Origin of the sequence: Aquella oligotrophica (genome assembly GCF_002892535.1) — a bacterium.
Lineage (GTDB): Bacteria > Pseudomonadota > Gammaproteobacteria > Burkholderiales > UBA11063 > Aquella > Aquella oligotrophica.
In genome coordinates, this window is sequence record NZ_CP024847.1 from 380067 (window position 1) to 401254 (window position 21188).

The window sequence follows — 21188 nt, forward strand, 5'->3', positions numbered from 1 at the left end:
TTTTAGTGTAAAGTTAATATGAAAAGCAAATTAGTTTTTATCTTATTGTCAATAATCTTTAGTTACCCGAGTTTTGCTCGAGAAACTCAGGATTGTAAAGTTCCTCTTCTGGGTGAAAGTTATCTAAATGCTGCCAATCCAGCATATCTTCAATTAAATAACTATAAATACCTAAATCAGAAATTACCACCAAAGTTACGTTATCTGGATAACTATAAAATTATTGCGAGTGCCCAGTTTAGCGAATCTCAGTTTATAAATGCGATCCAAAATAAAGGAAAAGTCATTGATGTAGATTTACGGGCTGAATATCATGGCTTTAATGACGGGATTCCTTTTTCTTACATTGCATTGCCGTATGATAATGTGAATTTTGGTAAATCACAAGATACAATTCTTAAAGATGAGCATCAGATTTTATATAATGACTTAGCAAATGATAAATATATCAAGTTCTATCGTAATAATCTGAAGCATGTTCCCGATATGAATAGTCCAACTATGTGCCTAACTAGTAATATAAAAAGTGAGTCAGATCTTGTTGCTAAATATAATCAAGAGTATTATCGGATAACCGCAACAGATCATTTAGCTATGTCTCCTGATAATGTTGATCGCTTACTTGCCTTATACGATGAGCGTCTAAAATCAAATCCTTCGCAGTGGGTATATCTGCATTGTCAGGGTGGGGCAGGGCGAACTACTACCGCTACAGCAATCTTGATTATGCTAAAACAGAAATCTACCCAATCATTAATGCCATTTGATGAGCTGATTAAATATGTTGAGCAAGTAAGTAATTATAAATTAGTACCAAGTTGTAATGCATCAGATAAATCATATCGTTGTCAGGCAAAATGGCAGCGTTACCAGATGCTTCAGCAGGTTTATAATTTTGTCCAGCAACGTAAAGGGCAGGAAAGTTATACTAGCTCGACATCTAGGAACTAATTTCTGGATGTTTATCTCGTAAATATCAGTCAAAGTAATGATTATGTTCATCATTCTGATAGTAATGTTGATGCTGATAGTTATGCGCTTGCCAATATTGCCCTTCATTACGTCCTTGATTTTCCCAGTAACGACCTTCAGCACGACCACGTGCCTCATACTGATTAACATAATGATAGTCGTCTTGCCCACCATCTCTATAATAGTCAGCAGCAAAAGCAGCTGAACTTAGACTGCTAGCAAAAAGGATTCCGATTAGTAATTTTTTCATTTTTCTCTCCTGAAATTCATTGTATGGCATTATTATTTCAGAAGTTGAAAATTTATAAAATAGCGTTTTTACACTAGTAGCTGTAGTGGCTATTTATTCTGCGTGCATTTCACCAAGTACAATTACCCATGGTTTACATAAACTACTCGGGATAAATTTATGTATATTCATTTTACGTGCTTTCTCAATCAGCGTGTTGGTATTGGCATCGTAGATATCAAATTTTGGGCAGATTGATTCAGTTAGGGTTTTAGCTATTGAACTACGGCTGATATTTAAAATGGCAGCTGCTTCACGTTGTGAGAGTCCAATAGTCAATAAAAATAGAATTTCATGCTGACGGCGGCTCAAAGGAATTTTTAATTCATCAGATTTTTTTATTATGGATGGTACATCCAGCGCTTTATCCTGATAGCCCGAGAGATAATCATTAACACCAAACATATTAAAGTCGGTAATAGTCATTTGTGCGCCAACGATTTCTCCACTGTAATGAAAAACAGGAGTTTGGTAGATTATAATTGTGGTACTAAAGACTCGTGTAAACGGGTGAATTATTACAGCACTTACGGGCATTTTTTCTACAAATACTCGTTCGCGCAAGTTGACAATTTGCTGAATAATATCTAATGCATATTGGGTATTTTCAATGCTGCTAGAATTTAGAATTGGAAACTCTTGTGCTTGCGGGTTATGAATATTCCGCCCTTTCATCTCCTCCCAGTTTTTAAAGCCAAATTTCTCTGCATAGCGATTCGTTGCTACAACCAGCTCTCCGCTAATATCCCAGATCACTGCAACAATAGTTGATTCTACTAGTGGCAAGAAGCTTGGAATGATAATTTTATTAAAATAATCTTTGATTTCTTTATCTGATATATGTAGAGTCATGTTTATCCCCAAAAACATATATATTATAATTGATTTTAGTCTAACTTGTAGTAAAGAATAGTACAATCGCATTGGTTTTATTCCGAACTTTAACTTATTAATTGTTTAATTCGGGTAGAATACTGGCTTGAATATCTGAATTGGATTAGATCATGCGAAAAATAATTAATTATCAAAGTAAATTTTTGGCTTGGGACAAAGATGTAATAATTCTAGCAACGCAAGCTGGTATTCTTGCAGTTGTCTTTAGTCTCATGCAAGTTATATTTAAACCTGAGAATGATGCCGCAATTTTTGCGATGATTGGTGTTTTTATTGCTGCGTTGGTTCAAACGGTTGGCATTCGGGTAAATATTCTAAACCGGGTAAAGGCTAGTTTGATCTTATCAATTGGTGCTGGTTTTACAACTGCTATTGGTTGTTATGTTGGGAATTCGTTTATTGCTACTGCAATTGGAATCCTTCTTTTAGTCCCTCTAGTTGGACTTACTAGTTCGGCTGAGCACTTATCTGCTGCAATAATCTTATTTACTGTTGATTTATTTATAATTGGTAGCGGAGCACCCAGTAATTCACTGCATCTTGCGGCTTTAAATGGTTGCTCACTAGCGATTGGTAGCCTATCTCTAGCTATTATTGCTCTTATATATGCCAGACCATTTGGTCAGATTACACCGATAGTGACTAAATATAAATTTAGTTTTAAAGGGGTGTTTATTAACTATCAAAGTAATCTTGTTTTTAGCCTGATTTTAACTATAGCGGTATCAATTGCAAATGCCATTTCTTACTTATTTAAAATGCCGCAAGGTTTCTGGATTCCAATGACGGCATTATTAATCCTGAAAGCGGATCATGATTTTACTAAGTCTAGAATGAGTCATCGTTTGACAGGGACTTTGTTTGGTAGTTTATTGGCAGTTTTAGTTGCCTTACTTATTAGTGATAAATTGATACTTGCGCTTATGATGTTGCCAATAATGTTTTTTATAGTTATATCTATGGCGCGGCATTATGGTGCATATACCGCTATATTAACTGTTATGGTTACGGTTATGATGAATTTGATGATACCTGATGGGTATTTAATCGCTACTCACCGTTTGATTGATACTCTACTTGGGGTTATTACGGTTGCAATAACTCTTTGGATATTAAACCCGTCAATTCATAAGCTTTTGCATAAAAAACAATAGGCAAAAATAAAAAACCCTCAGTTTGAGGGTTTTTTAAAATCATGCACCATTACGATCTAGAAGATGGAATTTTTCTTTTACGTCTTTCCATTCATCAGCATCAGCAGGCGCTGCTTTCTTGGCAGTGATTGGTTTCCATGCTGGATTTTGAGATAATTCAGCGTTTAGCGCGATAAAATGCTGCTGATCTTCAGGTACTTCATCTTCCGGATAAATCGCATTTACCGGACACTCAGCAACACAAAGCGTGCAGTCAATACATTCATCAGGCTCAATTACCAAAAAATTTGGACCTTCACGGAAACAATCAACCGGGCATACATCAACGCAATCAGTATATTTGCATTTGATGCATGATTCAGTAATAACATATGCCATTTAAGTGTCCTTATTTTCTTTCTACAGCAAGAGCAACACCCATGCCGCCACCGATACATAATGTTGCTAGGCCTTTTTTAGCATCACTGCGATTCATTTCATGGAGTAAGGTAACTAATACACGTGCACCAGAGGCTCCAACTGGATGACCAAGAGCAATTGCACCACCATTAACGTTTACTTTTGCAGGATCAAGACCCAATTCCTGATTAACTGCAGCAGCTTGAGCAGCAAAAGCTTCATTTGCCTCGATTAAATCAAGATCAGCAACACTCCAGCCTGCTTTAGCAAGAGTTTTTTGTGTCGCGTAGTATGGTCCCATACCCATGATCGCAGGGTCTAAACCAGCAGAAGCATAAGCTTTAATATATGCTAGTGGTTTTAAGCCTAATTCTTTAGCTTTAGCTTCACTCATCATCATAACTGCAGCAGCACCATCATTAATTCCTGATGCATTACCTGCCGTTACTGTACCACCTTCTTTTTTAAATGCTGGTTTTAATTTAGCTAGAGCATCAACAGTTACACCAGGTTTGATAAATTCGTCTTTAGCAAATACAACTGGATCACCTTTACGTTGTGGAATCGTAACTGGTGCGATTTCTGCATCAAATTTACCTGCTTTTTGAGCTGCTTCAGCTTTATTTTGTGAAGCTGTAGCTAAAGCATCTTGTGCTTCACGGCTGATATTATATTTTTCTGCAATATTTTCAGCAGTAATACCCATGTGGTAATGTTGGTAAGAATCAGTTAATGCATCAAAGATCATACTGTCAACTAATTTAGCGTCGCCCATGCGGAAACCATCACGTGAACCAAGTAATAAATGTGGTGATAATGACATATTTTCTTGACCACCAGCAATAACGATTTCTGCATCACCAGCCATAATTGCTTGAGCTGCCAAATGAGTTGCTTTAAGACCAGAGCCACATACTTTATTAATAGTCATTGCTGGGACTTCTTTTGGTAGACCAGCTTTGATAACTGCTTGGCGTGCAGGGCATTGACCAGTTCCGGCTGCTAATACTTGACCTAAAATAACTTCGCTGATTTGCTCAGGTTTTACGCCTGTTTCTTCAAGTAAAGATTTGATTACTGCTGCTCCTAGGTCAGAAGCAGGAACTTTTGCTAATGTGCCATTGAAATTGCCAATTGCTGTACGTTTAGCGGCTACGATTACTACATTTGTCATAAGTAAATTTCCTTTAAAACAATGAATAAAATATTTTTATGCTATTATTAGGCTGTTTCTGCTTCAATAATGCTTAATGCTTTTGCAGTTACAAATTCGCCAGGCGCATCAGTTACTGCTGGGAATTCTTTACTACCTAAGGTTTTTGATGCTTTTACCTGTTTGCCAGATAATGCCGCGTACCATTGGTTCATGTCTTTCCACCAGCTACCTGGCATTTCAGAAGCATTATGGAACCATGCTGCCGGATCTTTGTCTAGATTATCATTTACCCAATAATTACGCTTGTCAGTAGTTACCGGATTTACTACTCCAGCTGTATGACCTGAAGCTCCTAGTACAAAGCGAATTTTGGCATTTTTCATATACCATACAGTCTTATAAGCCGAAGTCCATGGCACAATATGGTCTTTTTGTGCAGCAAATAGATAGACAGGATAGTCAATTACGTCAAGATCCATAATCGTACCACCAACCTCAAATTCATCTTTCACAAGTGCATTATCAATATATAGTCTTTCCATTAGGCATGAATGCATTGGTAATGATAAATCAACGGTGTCGTTATTCCAGTATAATAAGTCGAATTTTTGCGGCGTTTTACCTAATAAGTAATTATTTACCCAGTAATTCCAGATTAGTTCATTGGCACGTAATGCTGAGAAGGTTTGTGAAATAATTCGTCCTGACATTACGCCACCAACTTGTTTCTTGGCTTCACGTAATTTCATCAAATCACGATCCAAGAAGGCTTTAATATCACCCGGTTCAGTATGATCAAGCATAGTTGTCATATGTCCCATGCTATTAATCCAGTCTAGACCACGATTTTTAAGGACAATTGCTGCAGTTGTAAGGATAATCCCACCAACACAATAACCTAGGGTGTTTATTTTTTCTTTGCCAGAAATTTTTCTAATCGTATCCAAAGCTGCGATTATACCGTGCTCGATGTATTCTTCCCAACGGTAAGTTTTTATTGAGGCATCAGCTGATTTCCATGATACCAAAAATACGGTATAGCCCTGATCAACCATGTATTTAACCATTGAATTACTTTCTTGTAAATCAAGGATATAATATTTATTAATACATGGAGGAACAATTAACAATGGTGTTTCATATACTTTTTCAGTTGTCGGGGTATACTGGATTAACTCAATTAGGCTATTTCTGAAAATTACTTTACCAGGTGTTGTTGCTAGATTTACTCCAACTTCAAAGTATGACTCATCAGTCATTGAAATATAACCATTTTTGATGTCATCCATCATGTTACGCATACCATCAGCTAGTGATTTGCCATGCGTGTCAATCATTGTTTTGATTACTTCAGGATTGGTTAAAGCAAAGTTAGATGGTGAAATGGCATCGATATATTGACGCATAAAAAATTGCATCCGAAATTTAGTCTCTTCATCCATTTCTGAATTACTGACAAAGTCAAACAACTTCTGTGAAATACTTAGGTAGCTTTGTTTTAAATATGAAAAGAAGGGGTTATTTTCCCAGTCTGGGTCTGCAAATCTACGATCTGCTGGTTTCTTATGTTCTTTTTCTACCGCAGCTTGATTTTGATCACAGAAGTTTCCCCACAAGCATAGTTGTTCTTGATAAAACTTATTCTGAGACTCAAGATATGAGCGCGTATTGTCAAAAAATTTTTGATACATATCCAAGAATGGATTTGGTGGTGTTTCAGTAGTTTTTTGTGCAGACATATTTAGAAGGTTTTGAAACCAAGTTTGATTGGCAGTTGCCAGATTGGTGAAAAATTCATCGAAATTTTTACCAGGATTAAACATATAAAGCCCCTGTTTTTTATTCATTAAAATTGATTCCATTATTCTAGCACTTATTACTTATTCAAAGATAATATTTTTGTATCATTTAGGCAGTCAATTGATGGGTATGTTTAAATAAATGAAAACTCCATAATTGGCAGTGAATATGCCAGAACTATGTGGTATATCAAACGTATTGATGCAGGGCGTTTAGTACCTCAATTTGACGTTATAGAGCTACATTTTTGTTTTGTAAGTATGGGGTATTATAATTATTTAGTATAATAACTCTCTGAAATGGAGAACTTATTATTAATATGCAAAAATTCAAAATATTACTTTTTTTAATCCTGGCTAGTGTGTGGAGTGTTTATGCAAATTCGACATCTTCTCCATCCCATGGCAATCAAAGTCAGATGTTGTTAGTCTTGTCCCTGATTATTGGTGGAGCCTCACTTTCGTGGATTGTGCGCAAAGTTGGTTTGCCAGCAGTTACTGGTGAGCTTGGCTTGGGGATGATATTTGCTATTTTTGCTCATTATGGTTTTGGATTTTGGCCGCAGGTAGTTAATAGTCAGTTAATTGCTTTTTTTGCTGATATTGGTAGTATTCTGTTGTTGTTTGAAATTGGTTTAGAGTCAAGTGTTTCTGATCTTTTTAAGGTTGGTAAGCATGGGCTGCTAACTGCTATCATTGGGATTTTACTTCCTTTTGGTTTAGGCTACTGGTTATTAGGGGATTTATTATTGTCTAGCCATGATATAAAGCTGAATCTTTTTCTTGCTGCAACCTTGGCTGCTACATCTACCGGGATTTCTGTTCGGGTATTCAAAGATTTGGGTATCATCAATAACCCGGCTTGTCAAATTGTTCTAGCCGCTTCAATAATTGATGATATTCTTGGCTTGATAATATTAGCCTTTGTTTCAGGTTTGGTTATCGCTGGAGAAGCTAGCTATTCTTCAATTGGTCTAATCCTTTTAAATGTTACTGCATTTTTCTTCATGACTTTGGTATTGGCACGGAAAATTACGCCCCATATTATTAACCAGATTTTACGGATTAGTAATGATGAGCCAATGGTTCTGGCAATTTTATTATCCTTTTGCTTATTCTGGGCGTGGACAGCCTCTCTTATCGGCTTGGCCTCGATTATTGGTGCATTTGTAGCTGGTTTGATAATAGATGAGATAACCTTTCGCCGCAGCCAGCATCCATACTGGTATAACCGCCTTCTGGAAATGGACGACCACGATGGTAGTTATCGCGATTTCAAGACTGATATTTTTAGCCATTATCATAAAGAACGCCTAAGTAATCTGGTAAAGCCGCTAAACCATGCGTTTGTGCCAATATTTTTTGTGTATGCGGGGATGCAAGTTGATATTATTGCTGTAGCAAATCTACAGATTATCCTCTATGGGCTGGCTATCAGTATTGTTGCAATATTTGGCAAAGTTGCAAGTGGGTTTCTTCTCCCCAAGTCAATTAATCGTCTATTGGTTGGTTTTGGAATGGTTCCACGTGGTGAGATTGGTTTGATTTTTGCCTTGACCGGAAAAGAACTAGGGGTATTTTCTCCAGAAATATTTGCAGCCATCCTGATCATGGTGATAATTACTTCGCTAGTAACCCCGATTGCGTTACAAAAAATTGTCAGGGGTAGTAAAATATGAAGATAAAATTTAGCAAAATGCATGGTTTAGGGAATGACTTCATTATTCTTAATAACATTGATTTGAGTTTGGAACTAACAACAGAAATTATTCAAAAACTTTCAGATCGTAAATTTGGGATTGGTTGCGATCAATTATTAGTTGTTGAGCCTGCAAGCGATGGGCAAAGTGATTTTTTTTATCGAATTTATAATAGTGATGGTAGTGAAGCTGGTCAATGTGGAAATGGTGCACGTTGCTTTATTAGTTTTCTTCATTTGCAAGGTTTATCTAATAAAAGTAAGGTGAAATTACAAACAAATACACGAGTAATTGATGGGCAGATAATTAATCCGTCGGTAGTAGAAGTTAATATGGGGAATCCAGACTTTAAGCCCGAGAATATACCACTAAATCTATTCGAAGCCAGTAATTATGAGTTTAAATTTGATAATCAATTAATCCAGTTTACTGCCGCTTCTATGGGTAACCCGCATGCGGTCATTCGTATTGCTACGCCGGAAATACTTGTAGATAATGAATACTTGACTAAAATTGGTAGCATGCTTCAACAAAGCCCAATTTTCCCGGAAAGTGTTAACGTTAATTTTATGTTTGTTGAAAACGAGGGGCAGCTAAGGTTATGTACTTATGAACGCGGTAGTGGACTAACCCTTGCCTGTGGTAGTGGTGCATGCGCCACTGCGGCAGTTGCGGTTCGCGATGGCTTAGTTCGACAAAAAGTGAAGGTTATTATGCCGGGTGGGGAATTAGAGATTAACTGGACGGATGCTGGTCTATTGATGACAGGAGAAGCGATTCATGTTTTTGATGGTGAGATTGAAATATGAGCGAGCTTAATCTAATCATTCCCGGACTGATCTGGGGCGAAGTTGACGACCTTGAATATATACTTCATGGGGCAAAATTCGATGCAATCACTAAAATCATTGCTAAATCAAAAAAGACTGATTATGATTTTAGCTATAGTGATTTGATTTATGGGCATGATTTTTCTGATAACAAACTCTCGCTTGCAGAAAACTATGCTAAAAAGTTAGGTCTGCCGGTTGGGTGCAATTATATCCTCCTTGAGCCAACTAATCTTCGTGCCGATCGTGACCGCTTATTAATTGCTGAAAGTGATATCCTCCAGCTAAATGAAGTGGAGAGTCTTAATCTGCTTAGTATATTGAACCAACATTTTAATCAGGATGATGTTTATTTTAGCTATATTAATGAGCATTTATGGTTGGCCCAATTACCATTTTCGGTGAAACATTTTAAAACTTGTCCGATAGTTGATATAATCGGTTGCAATATTGATGAATATTTGCCTAGTGGTGATAATTATTTGTTATTGCATCGTATTTTAAACGAAGTCCAGATGCTATTTCATAATTTTGAGCTAGAGGCTAAACGTGAGGAAGAAGGCTTAGTAGCAGTAAATAGTGTTTGGTTCTGGGATAAAAAATATAAGCAGTTACCTTCGGAAATTAATCAAATTATCAAGCCGGAACGTGGAAGTTTTTTTGTCGAGACTGACTTTATCAATTCTAATGCTGCAATCCTAATTGATAAAGCGTACTTCCCGCTTTGTTATCAGGATAGTTTTGCGTGGGTTGAGAACCTTAATCTATTAGATAGACATTTAGGTACTGTACTTGGCTTACTGCAAAGTGGTAAAATTCGGTATTTAAAGCTTTGGGTGCCACAAAAGGATAAGACTATTGTTTTGCATCTAAATAAATTGAGCTTATATAAATTCTGGAAAAAGGGTAATTATAAACAGTTGGTAACTGATTTCCAGTAATATTAAAGGTTACTACTCATGCTATGTAAACTCCTGTAACTGAGAGAATATGCAGCAAGAGCAGTTACTATTAAAGATTTGAAAGACGAAGCAGATTATTATGAATTATAAAAAAATTATAAGAATTTCCCTAATTAGTGTTGTAAGTATAGTTGGGGTTGGAGTTCTTACGGTTGTAAGTGTTGTTACTCTTGTAAATCCAAACCGCTTTAAACCACTTATTGAGAAGGCAGCCCATGAAGCAACTGGACGAAAACTGACTTTGGCTGGTGATATTAGCTGGACAGTTTATCCAAATTTGGGGTTAAAGTTGAATGATGTTAGCCTATCTAATGAAAGTGGTTTTAGTCCGGCAAATATGCTTCAGGTTAAATCAGCCGATGTGGCCGTCGGTTTATTTCCTTTACTTTATAATCATTTGGTGGTGAAAAATTTAGTGGTTGATGGTCTCACTATGTCATTAGCTCAGCAAAATGGAAAAAATAACTGGACATTTACTCCTGTTAGCGAACCAAGCACAGCTGGTGGTACTGGTGGCGGCGAGTCGCAAGCAATTCATGTTTCATTGAGTGGCATGAAGCTGTCTAATTTGACAGTTAGTTATGATGATTATGATGGCAAAATTCACCAAAGTATCAAGCAAGCAAACCTAATGGTTGATAGTGGTTTTGGTGGTGGCATTGAGTATGATTCTAAGGCTGAATTAATTGATCTATCAAAAGTTAAGTTTAATTATAATGATGATGCTATCGGTGAAATGACATTTACCGCTGCTAACTTTGGTAATCCCAAATTTAGTGGTGACTTTAAAGTAAGTAAGCTAGCTGCGAATAAATTATTGAATGATTTAAATATAGCAGTTAAAGAGCGTAAAGGTAAAAGCATTCTAAATAATATTACCTTTGATGGTAAAGTTTCTGGTACTAAGCAGAATCTGGAACTGGATAATTTTAGTTTTAATCTAAGCGATGCGTTAAAAGGTAAAGTTAGTCTGGTAGCCAAAGGTTTAGATAAATCACCTAGCTTTAGTGGTGATGTAAATCTTAGTGAAATGGATTTGAAAGCTCTAATGAATCAATCGCCAGTTCAGGTACGTGAGCTTGAGAATAATAAACTTTTAAAAAACCGTGCTGCGTTTAGTGCCAAATTTAGTGGTGATATGAATAATCTGCGTTTGAATGGTTATCATTTTAAACTTGCGGATATTATGCAGGCAAGTGGTAATTTACAGGTGAAAAATTTCAAAAATCCAGCGATTGTGGGTGATGTTAGTTTACCTGAATTTAACCTTAATCAAGTACTGGATAGCCTGAATGTAGCTACTAAAGAACGTAAAGACAAGCCATTATTGAATAAATTTGCGTTTAGTAGTAAATTTAATGGTGGTTTAAATAGTATGACGTTGAGTGGCTATAGTTTCAAGGTTGGTGGCTTAGTTAGTGGTTCTGGTAGTAGCGTGCAAATCCAGAATTTTAGTAATCCGGCAATTACAGGTGATATTAATCTGCCAGAATTCAACCTCAATCAGACACTTGATGGTTTAAATATTGCAGCAGCTGATCGTAAGAATAAGCCGCTACTAAATAAATTTGCTTTTCATAGCAGATTTAAGGGTGATATGAATAATATGACCTTAAGTGGCTATAATTTCAAAGCAGGTGGAATTTTTGCTGGTTCAGGTAATGGGGTTCAGGTTCAAAATTTTGCCAATCCAAAAGTCTCTGGTGATATTAATCTACCTACTTTCTCAGCAAATCAGGTTATGCAGCAAATGGGAATGACACCGCCGGATATTCCAAATAAAGCTAGGCTTAATCAGGTGGCTTTACGGACTAATTTTGCTGGTAGCCAAACAGCCATGAATCTTAGTCAGATGTTACTGAAAGTATCTAATACCAATATTAGTGGCAATGTAAATGTTACTTCATTTAAGCCCCTTGCGGTAACTGAAAATATAACTATTGATGCACTCGATGTTTCTGATTTTAGTGATGTAAATGGGTTTAAGGTACCATTGAAGAATATCCAGATTCAGGGTAATTCAAGCATTGCCGCAAATGGGGAAATGTCGACCTTAAATGGTCGCCAGTCAGTACAGGTCGGAAATGTTACCTTACTTGGCTTTAGTGTTGATGAACAGGTTCATTATATGGATCGTACCATTAGTGGTAGCAACCCAAATGGTGATGTTTTACGTCAACTTGGCAATGCCGTGCAGATTAATCAGGCTATGGATAAGGTTAAGGCTGAAGTAGTTAAGGCAACTTCGCCGGGACCTAAAGATTATAGCAAGAAAACCGATCTTGGTAGTTTTGTGACCATTGCTGTAATCAAAAATGGGCTAGTTAATCCTTCAGCATTTAAATTAAGCGGACCAAGTCTAAGCGCCAACGGTGGTGGTTCAGTGAATTTGGCTACTAAAACGCTTAATTACAATGTAAGCTCGCAGTTGTTAGTATCAGGGATTAACCCTGTATTTAAGAAACTTACCTTCCCGGCAACGGTTAAAGGGTCATTTAAAGATCCAAGTCTATCGGTTGACTGGAGTTCAATTACCCAGCAGTTGATAAAATATGCAATTACCAATGGTGGTGACCAGATTAAAAATGCGGTTAGTCAAGGAATTAATCAGGCGGTAGGTAATCAAATCCGGCAATCTGTTGGGCAACAGGGTGGTGATCAAGTTATTGATGGTGCCAGCAAGGCGGTTACCGGAGTTATACAGAATATATTTGGCAAATAGTCAACAAAGCAACTGCTCTCACTATAAGGTAATAACTGCGGTACAAAGCTTCTTGTGTACTTCTTATGTACACGGCGGCGCTTTGTGTCTTGTTCTTCCCTCATATTTTGGCAGTTGCATGGCATTTATGGCTAAGTAGTTACGAAAAAGGAATCTAATGAAATTAAATCTTAAACAAAGACTTCAGGAAATGATGAAGGAATCTTTTAAACCTAAAGGTGCAAAAGTAAGCCGGGAAAAAACTGAAGTAAAAGATCTGGCAACTGCTTCGCGAGAAGCAAAAAAAACTCAGGAAAGGCAAGGTAAACGCCGTAAGCCAGTAACTACTGAAAGTAAATCTTTTGATAATGATGCTAATCCGCAGCGCAGAAATGCGAAACGGGTGAAACTATATCGTCAGAATCAGCAGGAAAAAATTACTTCACAGCGGATTCGTGATGAGCGGGTTGAATCAAAAGAGGTGTATAGTGAAAGGCTTGGTAAAGCCCTTGCTATGTCGGGTGTTGCTTCTAGGCGTGATTGTGATGCACTAATTGCATCCGGAAAAGTATTAGTTAATGGTAAAACTGCTGAACTTGGGCAGCAAATTACTCAAAAAGACCGGGTGGAAGTACTTGGTAAACCTGTACGCATTAAATGGCAAGATAGGCTTGCGCGGATAATAATCTATCATAAACCTGAAGGGGAATTAGTTTCTAGAGATGATCCTGAAGGTCGGCAAACTGTTTATGATCGAATCCCACTTTTAAATAATCGTCGCTTTATGGCAATCGGGCGGTTAGATTATAATACCAGCGGATTGTTGATTTTTACTACTTCTGGTGAATTGGCTAATCATTTTATGCATCCACGCTACGAAGTTGAGCGTGAGTATGCGGTACGGATTTATGGTGATCCGTTAACTAATGAGCAAATTAGTGAATTAAAGAGTGGGATTGAGCTTGATGATGGAAAGGCTAAATTCAAGGAAGTTATAAAAATGGAGCGTCAGGATAGTGATGCTAAAAATCACTGGTATAAAGTGGTTTTACTTGAAGGGCGTAATCGTGAAGTTAGAAGAATGTTCCAGCATTTTGAACTAACTGTTAGCCGTTTGATTCGTACCCGCTTTGGTGTAATTGATTTACCGCCTAGACTAAAGCGTGGTAATTATTATGAGTTAAATGAAATTGAAGTCGCTAGAGTAATGCAGGCTTTCGAGCTTACTATCGCCGGTACTGAAAAGTAATCCTTTTATTAATTAGTTATTCTTGATTGAAGTATAAGTTTATAATTGTAATGAAATTTATGTAATGAAATTTTCTTAGTAGTATAATACTTATGTAAGAAAATAATAATTCCTTTCAAAGTAAAGAAGTGTCATGAACTATAATCAGCAAAATCATAATAATCGGAAAATTGTCTATGTCTTTCAGGGTGGCGGAGCACTTGGAACTTTTCAGGTTGGGGGAGTAGAAGCATTATATGAATGCGGTTATCGGGCTGATATGATCGTGGGTATCTCAATTGGGGGATAAATGCGTCAATAATGGCGGGTAACCCACCCGAGAAAAGAATTGAACGATTAAAGGAGTTTTGGAATAGAGTAACTAGCAGTGTTCCGGTTCCGAATTTTCCATTTGCTGGAGTTGCTAAAGTTCATAACTTTTGGGGCGCAATGGTTTCTTTAATTGGTCGTCCTGGTTTTTATACACCAAGGCTAATTAATCCTTTTTTATTATCTAATCAGACTCCAGATCAGTTGAGTTTTTATGATACTACACCTTTAAGAGAGTCATTAAATGAGCTTATTGATTTTGAATATTTAAATCAAGGGCATGTACGCCTCTGCTTGGGTGCAACTGATTTGGCCTCTGGAGATTTCGTTTTTTTTGATAATGCTAAAGAGAAAATAACGGTTGAACACATTATGGCATCAGGGGCATTACCCCCTGGGTTTCCGGCAGTTGAAATTGATGGCCGCTATTATGTTGATGGCGGAGTTTATGCAAATACGCCATTATCTTTGGTACTGGATGAGTTTGCTCATAATGAAGAAAGCATGAAAAATGTGCTTTGTTTTATGTTTGATTTGTTTTCAGCACATGGACCATTACCACATACGATGGATGGAATGCTTGAAAGAATCAAGGATATCCAATTTTCTTCTCATTCTAAACGTACAAGTGCATTACATGCAACAACGCAAAATCTTTCGCATGCAATAAATTTTCTGGGTAAGAAATTACCACCAGAAGTGAAAAAAGAGACAAAAATTAGAGAAATTTTGAAGCTTGGACTCGCACATAGGCTCGATTTGGTACATGTGATTTATCACTCACCTAAAGGAACCGAGTTAAATAGCAAAGATTATAATTTTAGTGCGGAGACAGCGCACCTGCATTGGGAGCAGGGTTATGAAAATACAATGAAGCTTATCCAAGAGAAGGCTCATGAATGGGAAAAAACACATCGTGAGGGAACTACAGTATATACTGTAGATGGTGGTAAGCCATTAGCAATTAACATTTAAGAAAGGCAAATTATGATTGGAAATGTTAAAGGTAAAGTCGCAATAGTAACGGGTGCGGCATCTGGTTTAGGCAAGGGTGTAGCAGAAAAATTTGCGGAACATGGCGCTCAGGTTGTCATCGCTGATTTGAATTTGTCTCAAGCGCAGGCTGTGGCTGACGAAATCAAAGCAAAATATAATACTGAAACTTTGGCTGTGGCAATGGATGTTACCAGTGAAGAACAGGTGAATGCAGGAGTTGACGCTACAGTTGCTAAATTTGGTAAAGTAGATGTTTTAGTTAGTAATGCTGGTATTCAGACCATTGCTCCAATTGTTGATTTTGATTTTGGCAAATGGAAGAAGTTATTGGATATTCACTTGAATGGGACTTTTTTGACGTCAAAAGCATGTATGCAAAAGATGATTGAGAAAAAAACTGGTGGTAGAATTATCGTAATGGGTTCAATTCATTCAATTGAAGCTTCTAAAAATAAATCTGCCTATGTGGCGGCTAAACATGCTTTACTTGGTTTTGTTCGCTCTATTGCTAAAGAAGGTGCAGAACATGGAATTAGTTCTAATCTGATAGCTCCTGGGTTTGTATTGACACCACTAGTTCAGAAACAGATTCCAGAGCAAGCTGCTACACTTGGGATTAGTGAGGATGAGGTAGTCAAAAAAGTAATGCTTGGTGATACCGTTGATGGTGAATTTACTACCGTTGATGATATTGCTAATACAGCATTATTCCTTGCTGGCTTTGAAACAAATGCACTTACTGGTCAAACACTGCTTGTTAGCCATGGAATTGGAATGTAATTTTTTAGATTATTATAATAAAAATAGCTGCATATATATGCAGCTATTTTTATTGATTCTGCCATTTTGCCATCAGGTTGAACAAATTATTCTCATAGATAATAAGCTTTATTTTTGCCTAATACTATTTTAAAATTTAATGATATAATAATAAATAATAATTATAATTTTGATTAATAATTTTACTGTGATATAGATGACTCTTTATGTTTCACAGTGTTTGAGGGGGAGTCAATGAAGTTAAGATATTATTTCTTATTGGGGGTTTGCTGCCCTTTTTCGACTTTTGCTGATGTTTCTTTATATGGTAGGGTTGCCGCAGCGTTGGAAAATGATACATTCCCAAGCAGTAATCAGGTGCAGCCGAGTACTACGTCGGTGCAGGATTATGGCTCATATTTTGGAATCCGTGGAACGGATAATGTATATGGACAAACGGCGGCAGTATGGCAGGTAGAGCAGTTTTTAAATATAACTACCGGGGAAGCCTATCAAAATACTACTGGTTCGGGGTGGGGTACTAAAAATCCAAACAATCCGAATTTGGGTTCTGCAACTATTACTAGCGCTAAAAATACACTGGCATCTTCTGACTCATACATTGGGCTACAGGGTGGATGGGGTAGAATCCGTATTGGAAATCTTTCCAATACTTTCCGTACCAATACTGGTGCCATAGATATCTATAACGGTGCTAATGCCAACGTTATGGGTACTTATGATCGGGTATTAAAGGTATTACCTGAGACAGTTCGTTATGATTCACCAACATGGGCATCAACCAAGTTTTCAGTATATTATAGTGCCAATCTAGATGGTAATTTTAATACTGGTGGTGCCAATGCAAATGGAATTTATGCTGGCGATATGAATGGCTTTAATAATTCACCAATTATCGGTGGTGGTATATTTTATACTCCAGGCTATTTTTCTCTTACTTGGAATAATCAGCTTTGGACAAATTCGGGGATTTACCAAACAATGGGTGGAAGCCAGGCTGGTTATATTGGTGCAAACCAAGTTTCACAGGGAGTAAATTCCTATGTAAGCAGGCTTGAGCTTATGTATAATGATCCGGATAATATGTTTGTCGGTATCGGTGGGCAAATTACCCAAGGTATCGGTTGGTGGTCTATTCCTGGTCAGGGTAATATGAATAACTTCTGGATTCAGAATCCTTCCGCAAATGGGGTTAATTCTAATTATATCAATCAGGCAAGTTGTGCTAATGGTTATTGTGCTTTAAACCAAGCAGTTTTATCTACAGCAGAAATGGGTATCAGCTTTGGTTGGCACTTGGATAATTGGACGCCAAAAATAGGTTATGTTATGGGTAATAATATGATGGCTGGTGGTTCTGCATGGGATATTATTAGCGGCAATAATCAAATTGGTGGTACTGGTTATCAGCAAGTAATAGCTGAGCTTGACTGGAATATAACCCCTCGGACGATTGCTTTTGTCAATTATGGTCAATTATGGTATGGTAGTGCTGCTCAGAATACAACTATGTCAAGTTCTGGCACTAATCCCGGACCAAATGCAATTGCCCAAAATGGCTCTAAATGGATTAATAATGGTACTAGTGCGGTAGGTTTTTCACACACTTTCTAAGAAAAAGAGCCACAGAAAATCTGGGGCTCTTTTGTTCTTTATGGCTTAACTAATTCTCTTAGTGGTAAATATTTCTTGGCTTTTAAAGTTTCTTGAAAGCTTTTTTTATAAACAGGAAAGGCTAGTACTGCTAAATTTACCAGTTGTTTTGCCTTCTCTTTATTTCCAATATTCCATTGTAACATGGCTTCCTTGATGAGTGTATCCGGGTAGGGATGAAACTGATCAAACCGGGTGGTGTATTTAAGTTGTATTGATGTTGGAAACAAAGCATTGCTGAATGCTGTATCCACGTTGATGTAGTTATCTAGTGTATAAATTGCAAAATACGACCAAAAAATATTGTGATCAACCAGATTTTGCAGATATTCCGCATTACTGATAAAGTCTTTTTGGTTATCAGGGGTATCATAATAATTAACCATTCTATCAAAAATAAAGCTACCCTTAATCATGATATAAATTGTAAATAATAATGGGAGTGCGCTTATACCAGCAACTAGATTACTATTAATTGAAAATAATGGTTTATCCATTGATAAAAACATGATAAATCCGGCAAGAAAATACATATACCATAGTGGATATTCATTTAAACTATGAATTAGAGTAGTTGATAACATGCACATAAGGACTATCATAGCAATTGAAGCCTCATTTTTGATACTTCGATAAATGATTATTATAATTCCTAAGATGGTAATTGCCGTTCCTATTATGCCAGTTTCGGCTAGAAGCTGTAATATTAGATTATGGCAGTTGGTAAATAATCCATCGTTGGGTGGGGCTTTGGGAAATAAATGATGTAATAATACACCTTCTTTGGCATATTCATTCCAGCCTATGCCCCAGAAAGGATGGTCGGTAAATACTAGCCATGCTTTAGCCCATTCTACACCCCTTCGTCCTGTTCCGCTGTCCGCACTTATTCTCTCCAGACCAGAACTTATATTATTTTGACTTGTAAAAACATGGTGTATCAGTGGATATAAGTATTCCATTGCAAATAAGATTATAGTTGTTGCTATAATTGTAACTAACAACTTTTTGCTTGGAAGGTCGCGCTTTAGACAAAAGTAAATAAAGCAAATCATTACTGCGGCGGGAAAGTAAATAAGTACACTTCTGGATGCTGCTATGGTTATGCTAAAGGTCAACCAAGTGATTAGCGTATAAAATACGTTTGTAGGTAGTTTTTTTTGTATGTATAGGTAAATAATTGCAAAAGTACCCCAGGTTAGGTAGTGAGCATAATGATTTCTTTGCCCGAAATGCCCAAAAATATTAGTAGTTGGGTGATCAGAATCATAAAAAATCAAATCACCAAAGTGTGCAGCACTACCAGTATATTGAATAAATCCTATTAAGGTTTGGAGAATACAGCCGATTAGCATTATATAGCAGAAGATTTGCATTAAATGACTCAGGCTGTAGCGATTTTTATAACTACTAATGGCAATAGCGAATAAGATGCAGATAAACATCTCTAAGGCAGTTACATAACTAAGACCCGGAAAATCAATTGTTACAAAGAAAGATTGACTAGCAAGGTAAATTCCAAATAATGCGAGAGGTACTGTTATGGTTGGAATAGAAATTTTTTTGAAGCTGTATAGCATGATAATAAACATGCCTAACATTGCCCATGCTGCAGTAATTTCAGCCCAAAATTGAGGTTGTGGATCATAATGAACATTATTTAATTGGGGTAAAATAAATATTCCGGCTAACCCTGCAATAATTGCAAATTTATCTAAAGTTTGAATTTTTGACATTTTTTCCCGTAAATAAAAGAATTTTCTAGTCGATTATTGTAACATAGCGCATAAGTTATGATAGAATTGTGATTGTTTCTGTCTTGAAAAAGTGTTGCAGACTTATCTTATCTGGTGGTGCCTTGAGTCAAATATTTGATTTACAATAGTTTTATTTAGACGTGTCAATTGTCATTTTTGTTGGAATGTAAATACATGAAGAAAATAGTTATCCCAATGATGTTAGCAGGAGTTGTTTTAGGTGGCTGCTCAAAAAAAGAAACCGCAAAACCTGAAGTAGCAAAGCATGTTGATGTACAAGTAGTAAAGGCTTATGATGTGCCTTATGTGTACGATTACCCAGCAATGGTGCAAGGGGTTGTTGATTTTCAGGTTATTCCACGAGTTAGTGGTGCAATTTACAAACAGTACTATACCGAGGGTACTTATGTGAAGAAAGATACGCCTTTGTATCAAATTGATCCACGTCCATTTGAGCTGGACCTACAAAACTATCAGGGACAGCTTACCAAAGATTATGCAGCGATGGTAAATTACAAATCAATTTATGACCGTTATGTAAAATTATATGCAATTAATGCTGTGTCTAAGCAGGACTTAGAGACAGCAACAATTAATTGGCAAGGTGCAGTTGGTCTAGTGGATGCAGATAAAGCAAATATTAATCAGGCAAAATTGAATCTTGAGTATGCAGTAGTACGTTCACCGGCAGATGGTTATATTGCAGAACGCCAAGTTACTGTGGGTGATATGGTTAATGCTTATCAAACGGTATTAAATCAGATTAATTCGGTAAATGATATGTACATCATGTTTTCAATGCCTGAAAATGACCGCTTGACTATTCAAAATGCAATCCAGCAGGGCGCAATGTCGGTGCCTCCTTCATACAAATTCCGCGTTGATCTACAGCTTGCTGATGGCACTACTATGCCAAACTCTGGATATGTACAATTTACAGATACCAGAATTAGTTTGCAAAATGGTGTTTGGAATATGCGAGCCTATGTAGATAATAAACAGCTTAAGAGTCAGCTTCTTGCTGGACAGTTTGTTCATATCTATTTACATGGTGTAGCGTATAAAAATTCATATGCTGTACCACAAGAGTCCGTGTTTAGGGATGATAAGGGTGCTTATGTCTATCTCGTTAAAAATGGCAAGATTGCTAAACAGTATGTTACACCTGGTTTAATGACGGGCACTTTATGGATTATTCGCTCTGGGCTTGAAGATGGTATGCAAGTTGTGACTGCAGGTGGAGTTAAGGTGTTAGCTGGCGATGAGGCTAAAATTGATAAAACTATAGATCAGTCTGAGATGATTAAAGATAGTGAATCAGGTTTAGTTAAATCTGTGCCTGCGCAAGTAACGCCGAATAAGGATAATGCTTCAGCATTTAAGGCTAATAAGCATCAGCCTGTGCAAATATATGAATCTGCAAATATCTACAAAGATAAATATTGATATTAGTCATACTAGAATCTTTAAGCTTTGGGTATCAAGTTTTAGTAATTGGACTTGAAATCCTTGCTTAAGTGTTGTAGGTATAATAAACCATATAAACATATTAATCATTGGGCGTATGGTTTAAGTTAACAGTGTTGAA

General features: G+C 36.9%; 17 protein-coding genes and 1 pseudogene. 12 read left to right on the plus strand and 6 right to left on the minus strand.

Features of this window, described 5'->3' with window-relative positions:
• Positions 1-18 precede the first annotated feature (18 nt).
• Entirely contained in the window at positions 19-951 is a 933-nt protein-coding gene (locus CUN60_RS01790; RefSeq protein WP_102950389.1) for a phosphatase domain-containing protein, read from the plus strand.
• Between the two features lie 25 nt (positions 952-976).
• Here the strand turns inward: CUN60_RS01790 and CUN60_RS01795 are convergent, their stop codons facing one another.
• Together CUN60_RS01795 and CUN60_RS01800 are read right to left on the minus strand one after the other, a co-directional pair.
• Positions 977-1222 carry a hypothetical protein gene (locus tag CUN60_RS01795; RefSeq protein ID WP_102950390.1) on the minus strand — a complete coding sequence of 82 codons (246 nt, stop codon included), beginning with the start codon at positions 1220-1222 and terminating at the stop codon, positions 977-979.
• A 93-nt stretch (positions 1223-1315) separates the two neighbouring features.
• Complete coding sequence (locus CUN60_RS01800) at positions 1316-2113, minus strand: helix-turn-helix transcriptional regulator (RefSeq protein ID WP_102950391.1); 798 nt, start codon at positions 2111-2113, stop codon at positions 1316-1318.
• Between the two features lie 152 nt (positions 2114-2265).
• Here CUN60_RS01800 and CUN60_RS01805 point away from each other — a divergent pair, with 152 nt between their 5' ends.
• Positions 2266-3309 carry an FUSC family protein gene (locus tag CUN60_RS01805; RefSeq protein ID WP_102950392.1) on the plus strand — a complete coding sequence of 348 codons (1044 nt, stop codon included), beginning with the start codon at positions 2266-2268 and terminating at the stop codon, positions 3307-3309.
• Positions 3310-3348: 39 nt separating this feature from the next.
• On the opposite strand, the gene fdxA is transcribed toward CUN60_RS01805, so the two are convergent.
• From fdxA to CUN60_RS01820, 3 genes are read right to left on the minus strand one after another with little or no spacing between them, the layout of a single operon-like run.
• On the minus strand, positions 3349-3687 hold the full coding sequence (gene fdxA / locus CUN60_RS01810) for a ferredoxin FdxA (protein ID WP_102950393.1): 339 nt from the start codon (positions 3685-3687) through the stop codon (positions 3349-3351).
• Between the two features lie 10 nt (positions 3688-3697).
• Positions 3698-4882, minus strand: a complete 1185-nt coding sequence (locus CUN60_RS01815) for an acetyl-CoA C-acetyltransferase (protein ID WP_102950394.1) — start codon at positions 4880-4882, stop codon at positions 3698-3700.
• A gap of 47 nt (positions 4883-4929) precedes the next feature.
• A complete protein-coding gene (locus CUN60_RS01820) occupies positions 4930-6711 on the minus strand; it encodes a PHA/PHB synthase family protein (protein ID WP_245866362.1) in 1782 nt (593 codons plus the stop codon).
• Positions 6712-6983: 272 nt separating this feature from the next.
• On the opposite strand from CUN60_RS01820, the gene CUN60_RS01825 reads away from it, so the two are divergent.
• The 9 genes and pseudogenes from CUN60_RS01825 (at position 6984) to CUN60_RS01860 (ending at position 17804) form a co-directional block, all read left to right on the plus strand.
• Complete coding sequence (locus tag CUN60_RS01825; protein ID WP_102950395.1) at positions 6984-8342, plus strand: cation:proton antiporter; 1359 nt, start codon at positions 6984-6986, stop codon at positions 8340-8342.
• Positions 8339-9172 (plus strand): diaminopimelate epimerase, encoded by an 834-nt coding sequence (gene dapF / locus CUN60_RS01830; protein WP_102950396.1) that lies wholly within the window; start codon positions 8339-8341, stop codon positions 9170-9172. The genes CUN60_RS01825 and dapF overlap by 4 nt, the downstream gene beginning before the upstream one ends.
• Positions 9169-10134 carry a hypothetical protein gene (locus tag CUN60_RS01835; RefSeq protein WP_102950397.1) on the plus strand — a complete coding sequence of 322 codons (966 nt, stop codon included), beginning with the start codon at positions 9169-9171 and terminating at the stop codon, positions 10132-10134. The genes dapF and CUN60_RS01835 overlap by 4 nt, the downstream gene beginning before the upstream one ends.
• A gap of 100 nt (positions 10135-10234) precedes the next feature.
• Positions 10235-12877 (plus strand): AsmA family protein, encoded by a 2643-nt coding sequence (locus tag CUN60_RS01840; RefSeq protein WP_102950398.1) that lies wholly within the window; start codon positions 10235-10237, stop codon positions 12875-12877.
• Between the two features lie 157 nt (positions 12878-13034).
• The gene (locus tag CUN60_RS01845) at positions 13035-14105 is read left to right on the plus strand and encodes a pseudouridine synthase (protein ID WP_102950399.1); all 1071 of its coding nucleotides are present in this window, start codon (positions 13035-13037) and stop codon (positions 14103-14105) included.
• 133 nt (positions 14106-14238) lie between these two features.
• A pseudogene (locus CUN60_RS13385) lies at positions 14239-14825 on the plus strand (patatin-like phospholipase family protein); the annotation flags it as partial.
• 165 nt (positions 14826-14990) lie between these two features.
• Complete coding sequence (locus tag CUN60_RS13390; protein WP_341866050.1) at positions 14991-15389, plus strand: DUF3734 domain-containing protein; 399 nt, start codon at positions 14991-14993, stop codon at positions 15387-15389.
• Positions 15390-15401: 12 nt separating this feature from the next.
• Positions 15402-16190 (plus strand): 3-hydroxybutyrate dehydrogenase, encoded by a 789-nt coding sequence (locus tag CUN60_RS01855; protein ID WP_102950401.1) that lies wholly within the window; start codon positions 15402-15404, stop codon positions 16188-16190.
• A 234-nt stretch (positions 16191-16424) separates the two neighbouring features.
• Positions 16425-17804, plus strand: coding sequence for a porin (locus CUN60_RS01860; protein WP_102950402.1), 1380 nt, complete (start codon positions 16425-16427; stop codon positions 17802-17804).
• A 38-nt stretch (positions 17805-17842) separates the two neighbouring features.
• On the opposite strand, the gene CUN60_RS01865 is transcribed toward CUN60_RS01860, so the two are convergent.
• On the minus strand, positions 17843-19579 hold the full coding sequence (locus CUN60_RS01865; RefSeq protein ID WP_102950403.1) for a PglL family O-oligosaccharyltransferase: 1737 nt from the start codon (positions 19577-19579) through the stop codon (positions 17843-17845).
• 195 nt (positions 19580-19774) lie between these two features.
• Here CUN60_RS01865 and CUN60_RS01870 point away from each other — a divergent pair, with 195 nt between their 5' ends.
• The gene (locus tag CUN60_RS01870) at positions 19775-21046 is read left to right on the plus strand and encodes an efflux RND transporter periplasmic adaptor subunit (RefSeq protein ID WP_102950404.1); all 1272 of its coding nucleotides are present in this window, start codon (positions 19775-19777) and stop codon (positions 21044-21046) included.
• Positions 21047-21188: the final 142 nt, after the last annotated feature.

Excerpts from the sequence above, each read along its gene's own strand:
- CUN60_RS01790 (WP_102950389.1), top strand. The coding sequence starts at position 19 with ATGAAAAGCAAATTAGTTTTTATCTTATTGTCAATAATCTTTAGTTAC.
- CUN60_RS01795 (WP_102950390.1), bottom strand. The coding sequence starts at position 1,222 with ATGAAAAAATTACTAATCGGAATCCTTTTTGCTAGCAGTCTAAGTTCA.
- CUN60_RS01800 (WP_102950391.1), bottom strand. The coding sequence starts at position 2,113 with ATGACTCTACATATATCAGATAAAGAAATCAAAGATTATTTTAATAAA.
- CUN60_RS01805 (WP_102950392.1), top strand. The coding sequence starts at position 2,266 with ATGCGAAAAATAATTAATTATCAAAGTAAATTTTTGGCTTGGGACAAA.
- fdxA (WP_102950393.1), bottom strand. The coding sequence starts at position 3,687 with ATGGCATATGTTATTACTGAATCATGCATCAAATGCAAATATACTGAT.
- CUN60_RS01815 (WP_102950394.1), bottom strand. The coding sequence starts at position 4,882 with ATGACAAATGTAGTAATCGTAGCCGCTAAACGTACAGCAATTGGCAAT.
- CUN60_RS01820 (WP_245866362.1), bottom strand. The coding sequence starts at position 6,711 with ATGAATAAAAAACAGGGGCTTTATATGTTTAATCCTGGTAAAAATTTC.
- CUN60_RS01825 (WP_102950395.1), top strand. The coding sequence starts at position 6,984 with ATGCAAAAATTCAAAATATTACTTTTTTTAATCCTGGCTAGTGTGTGG.
- dapF (WP_102950396.1), top strand. The coding sequence starts at position 8,339 with ATGAAGATAAAATTTAGCAAAATGCATGGTTTAGGGAATGACTTCATT.
- CUN60_RS01835 (WP_102950397.1), top strand. The coding sequence starts at position 9,169 with ATGAGCGAGCTTAATCTAATCATTCCCGGACTGATCTGGGGCGAAGTT.
- CUN60_RS01840 (WP_102950398.1), top strand. The coding sequence starts at position 10,235 with ATGAATTATAAAAAAATTATAAGAATTTCCCTAATTAGTGTTGTAAGT.
- CUN60_RS01845 (WP_102950399.1), top strand. The coding sequence starts at position 13,035 with ATGAAATTAAATCTTAAACAAAGACTTCAGGAAATGATGAAGGAATCT.
- CUN60_RS13390 (WP_341866050.1), top strand. The coding sequence starts at position 14,991 with ATGCTTGAAAGAATCAAGGATATCCAATTTTCTTCTCATTCTAAACGT.
- CUN60_RS01855 (WP_102950401.1), top strand. The coding sequence starts at position 15,402 with ATGATTGGAAATGTTAAAGGTAAAGTCGCAATAGTAACGGGTGCGGCA.
- CUN60_RS01860 (WP_102950402.1), top strand. The coding sequence starts at position 16,425 with ATGAAGTTAAGATATTATTTCTTATTGGGGGTTTGCTGCCCTTTTTCG.
- CUN60_RS01865 (WP_102950403.1), bottom strand. The coding sequence starts at position 19,579 with ATGTCAAAAATTCAAACTTTAGATAAATTTGCAATTATTGCAGGGTTA.
- CUN60_RS01870 (WP_102950404.1), top strand. The coding sequence starts at position 19,775 with ATGAAGAAAATAGTTATCCCAATGATGTTAGCAGGAGTTGTTTTAGGT.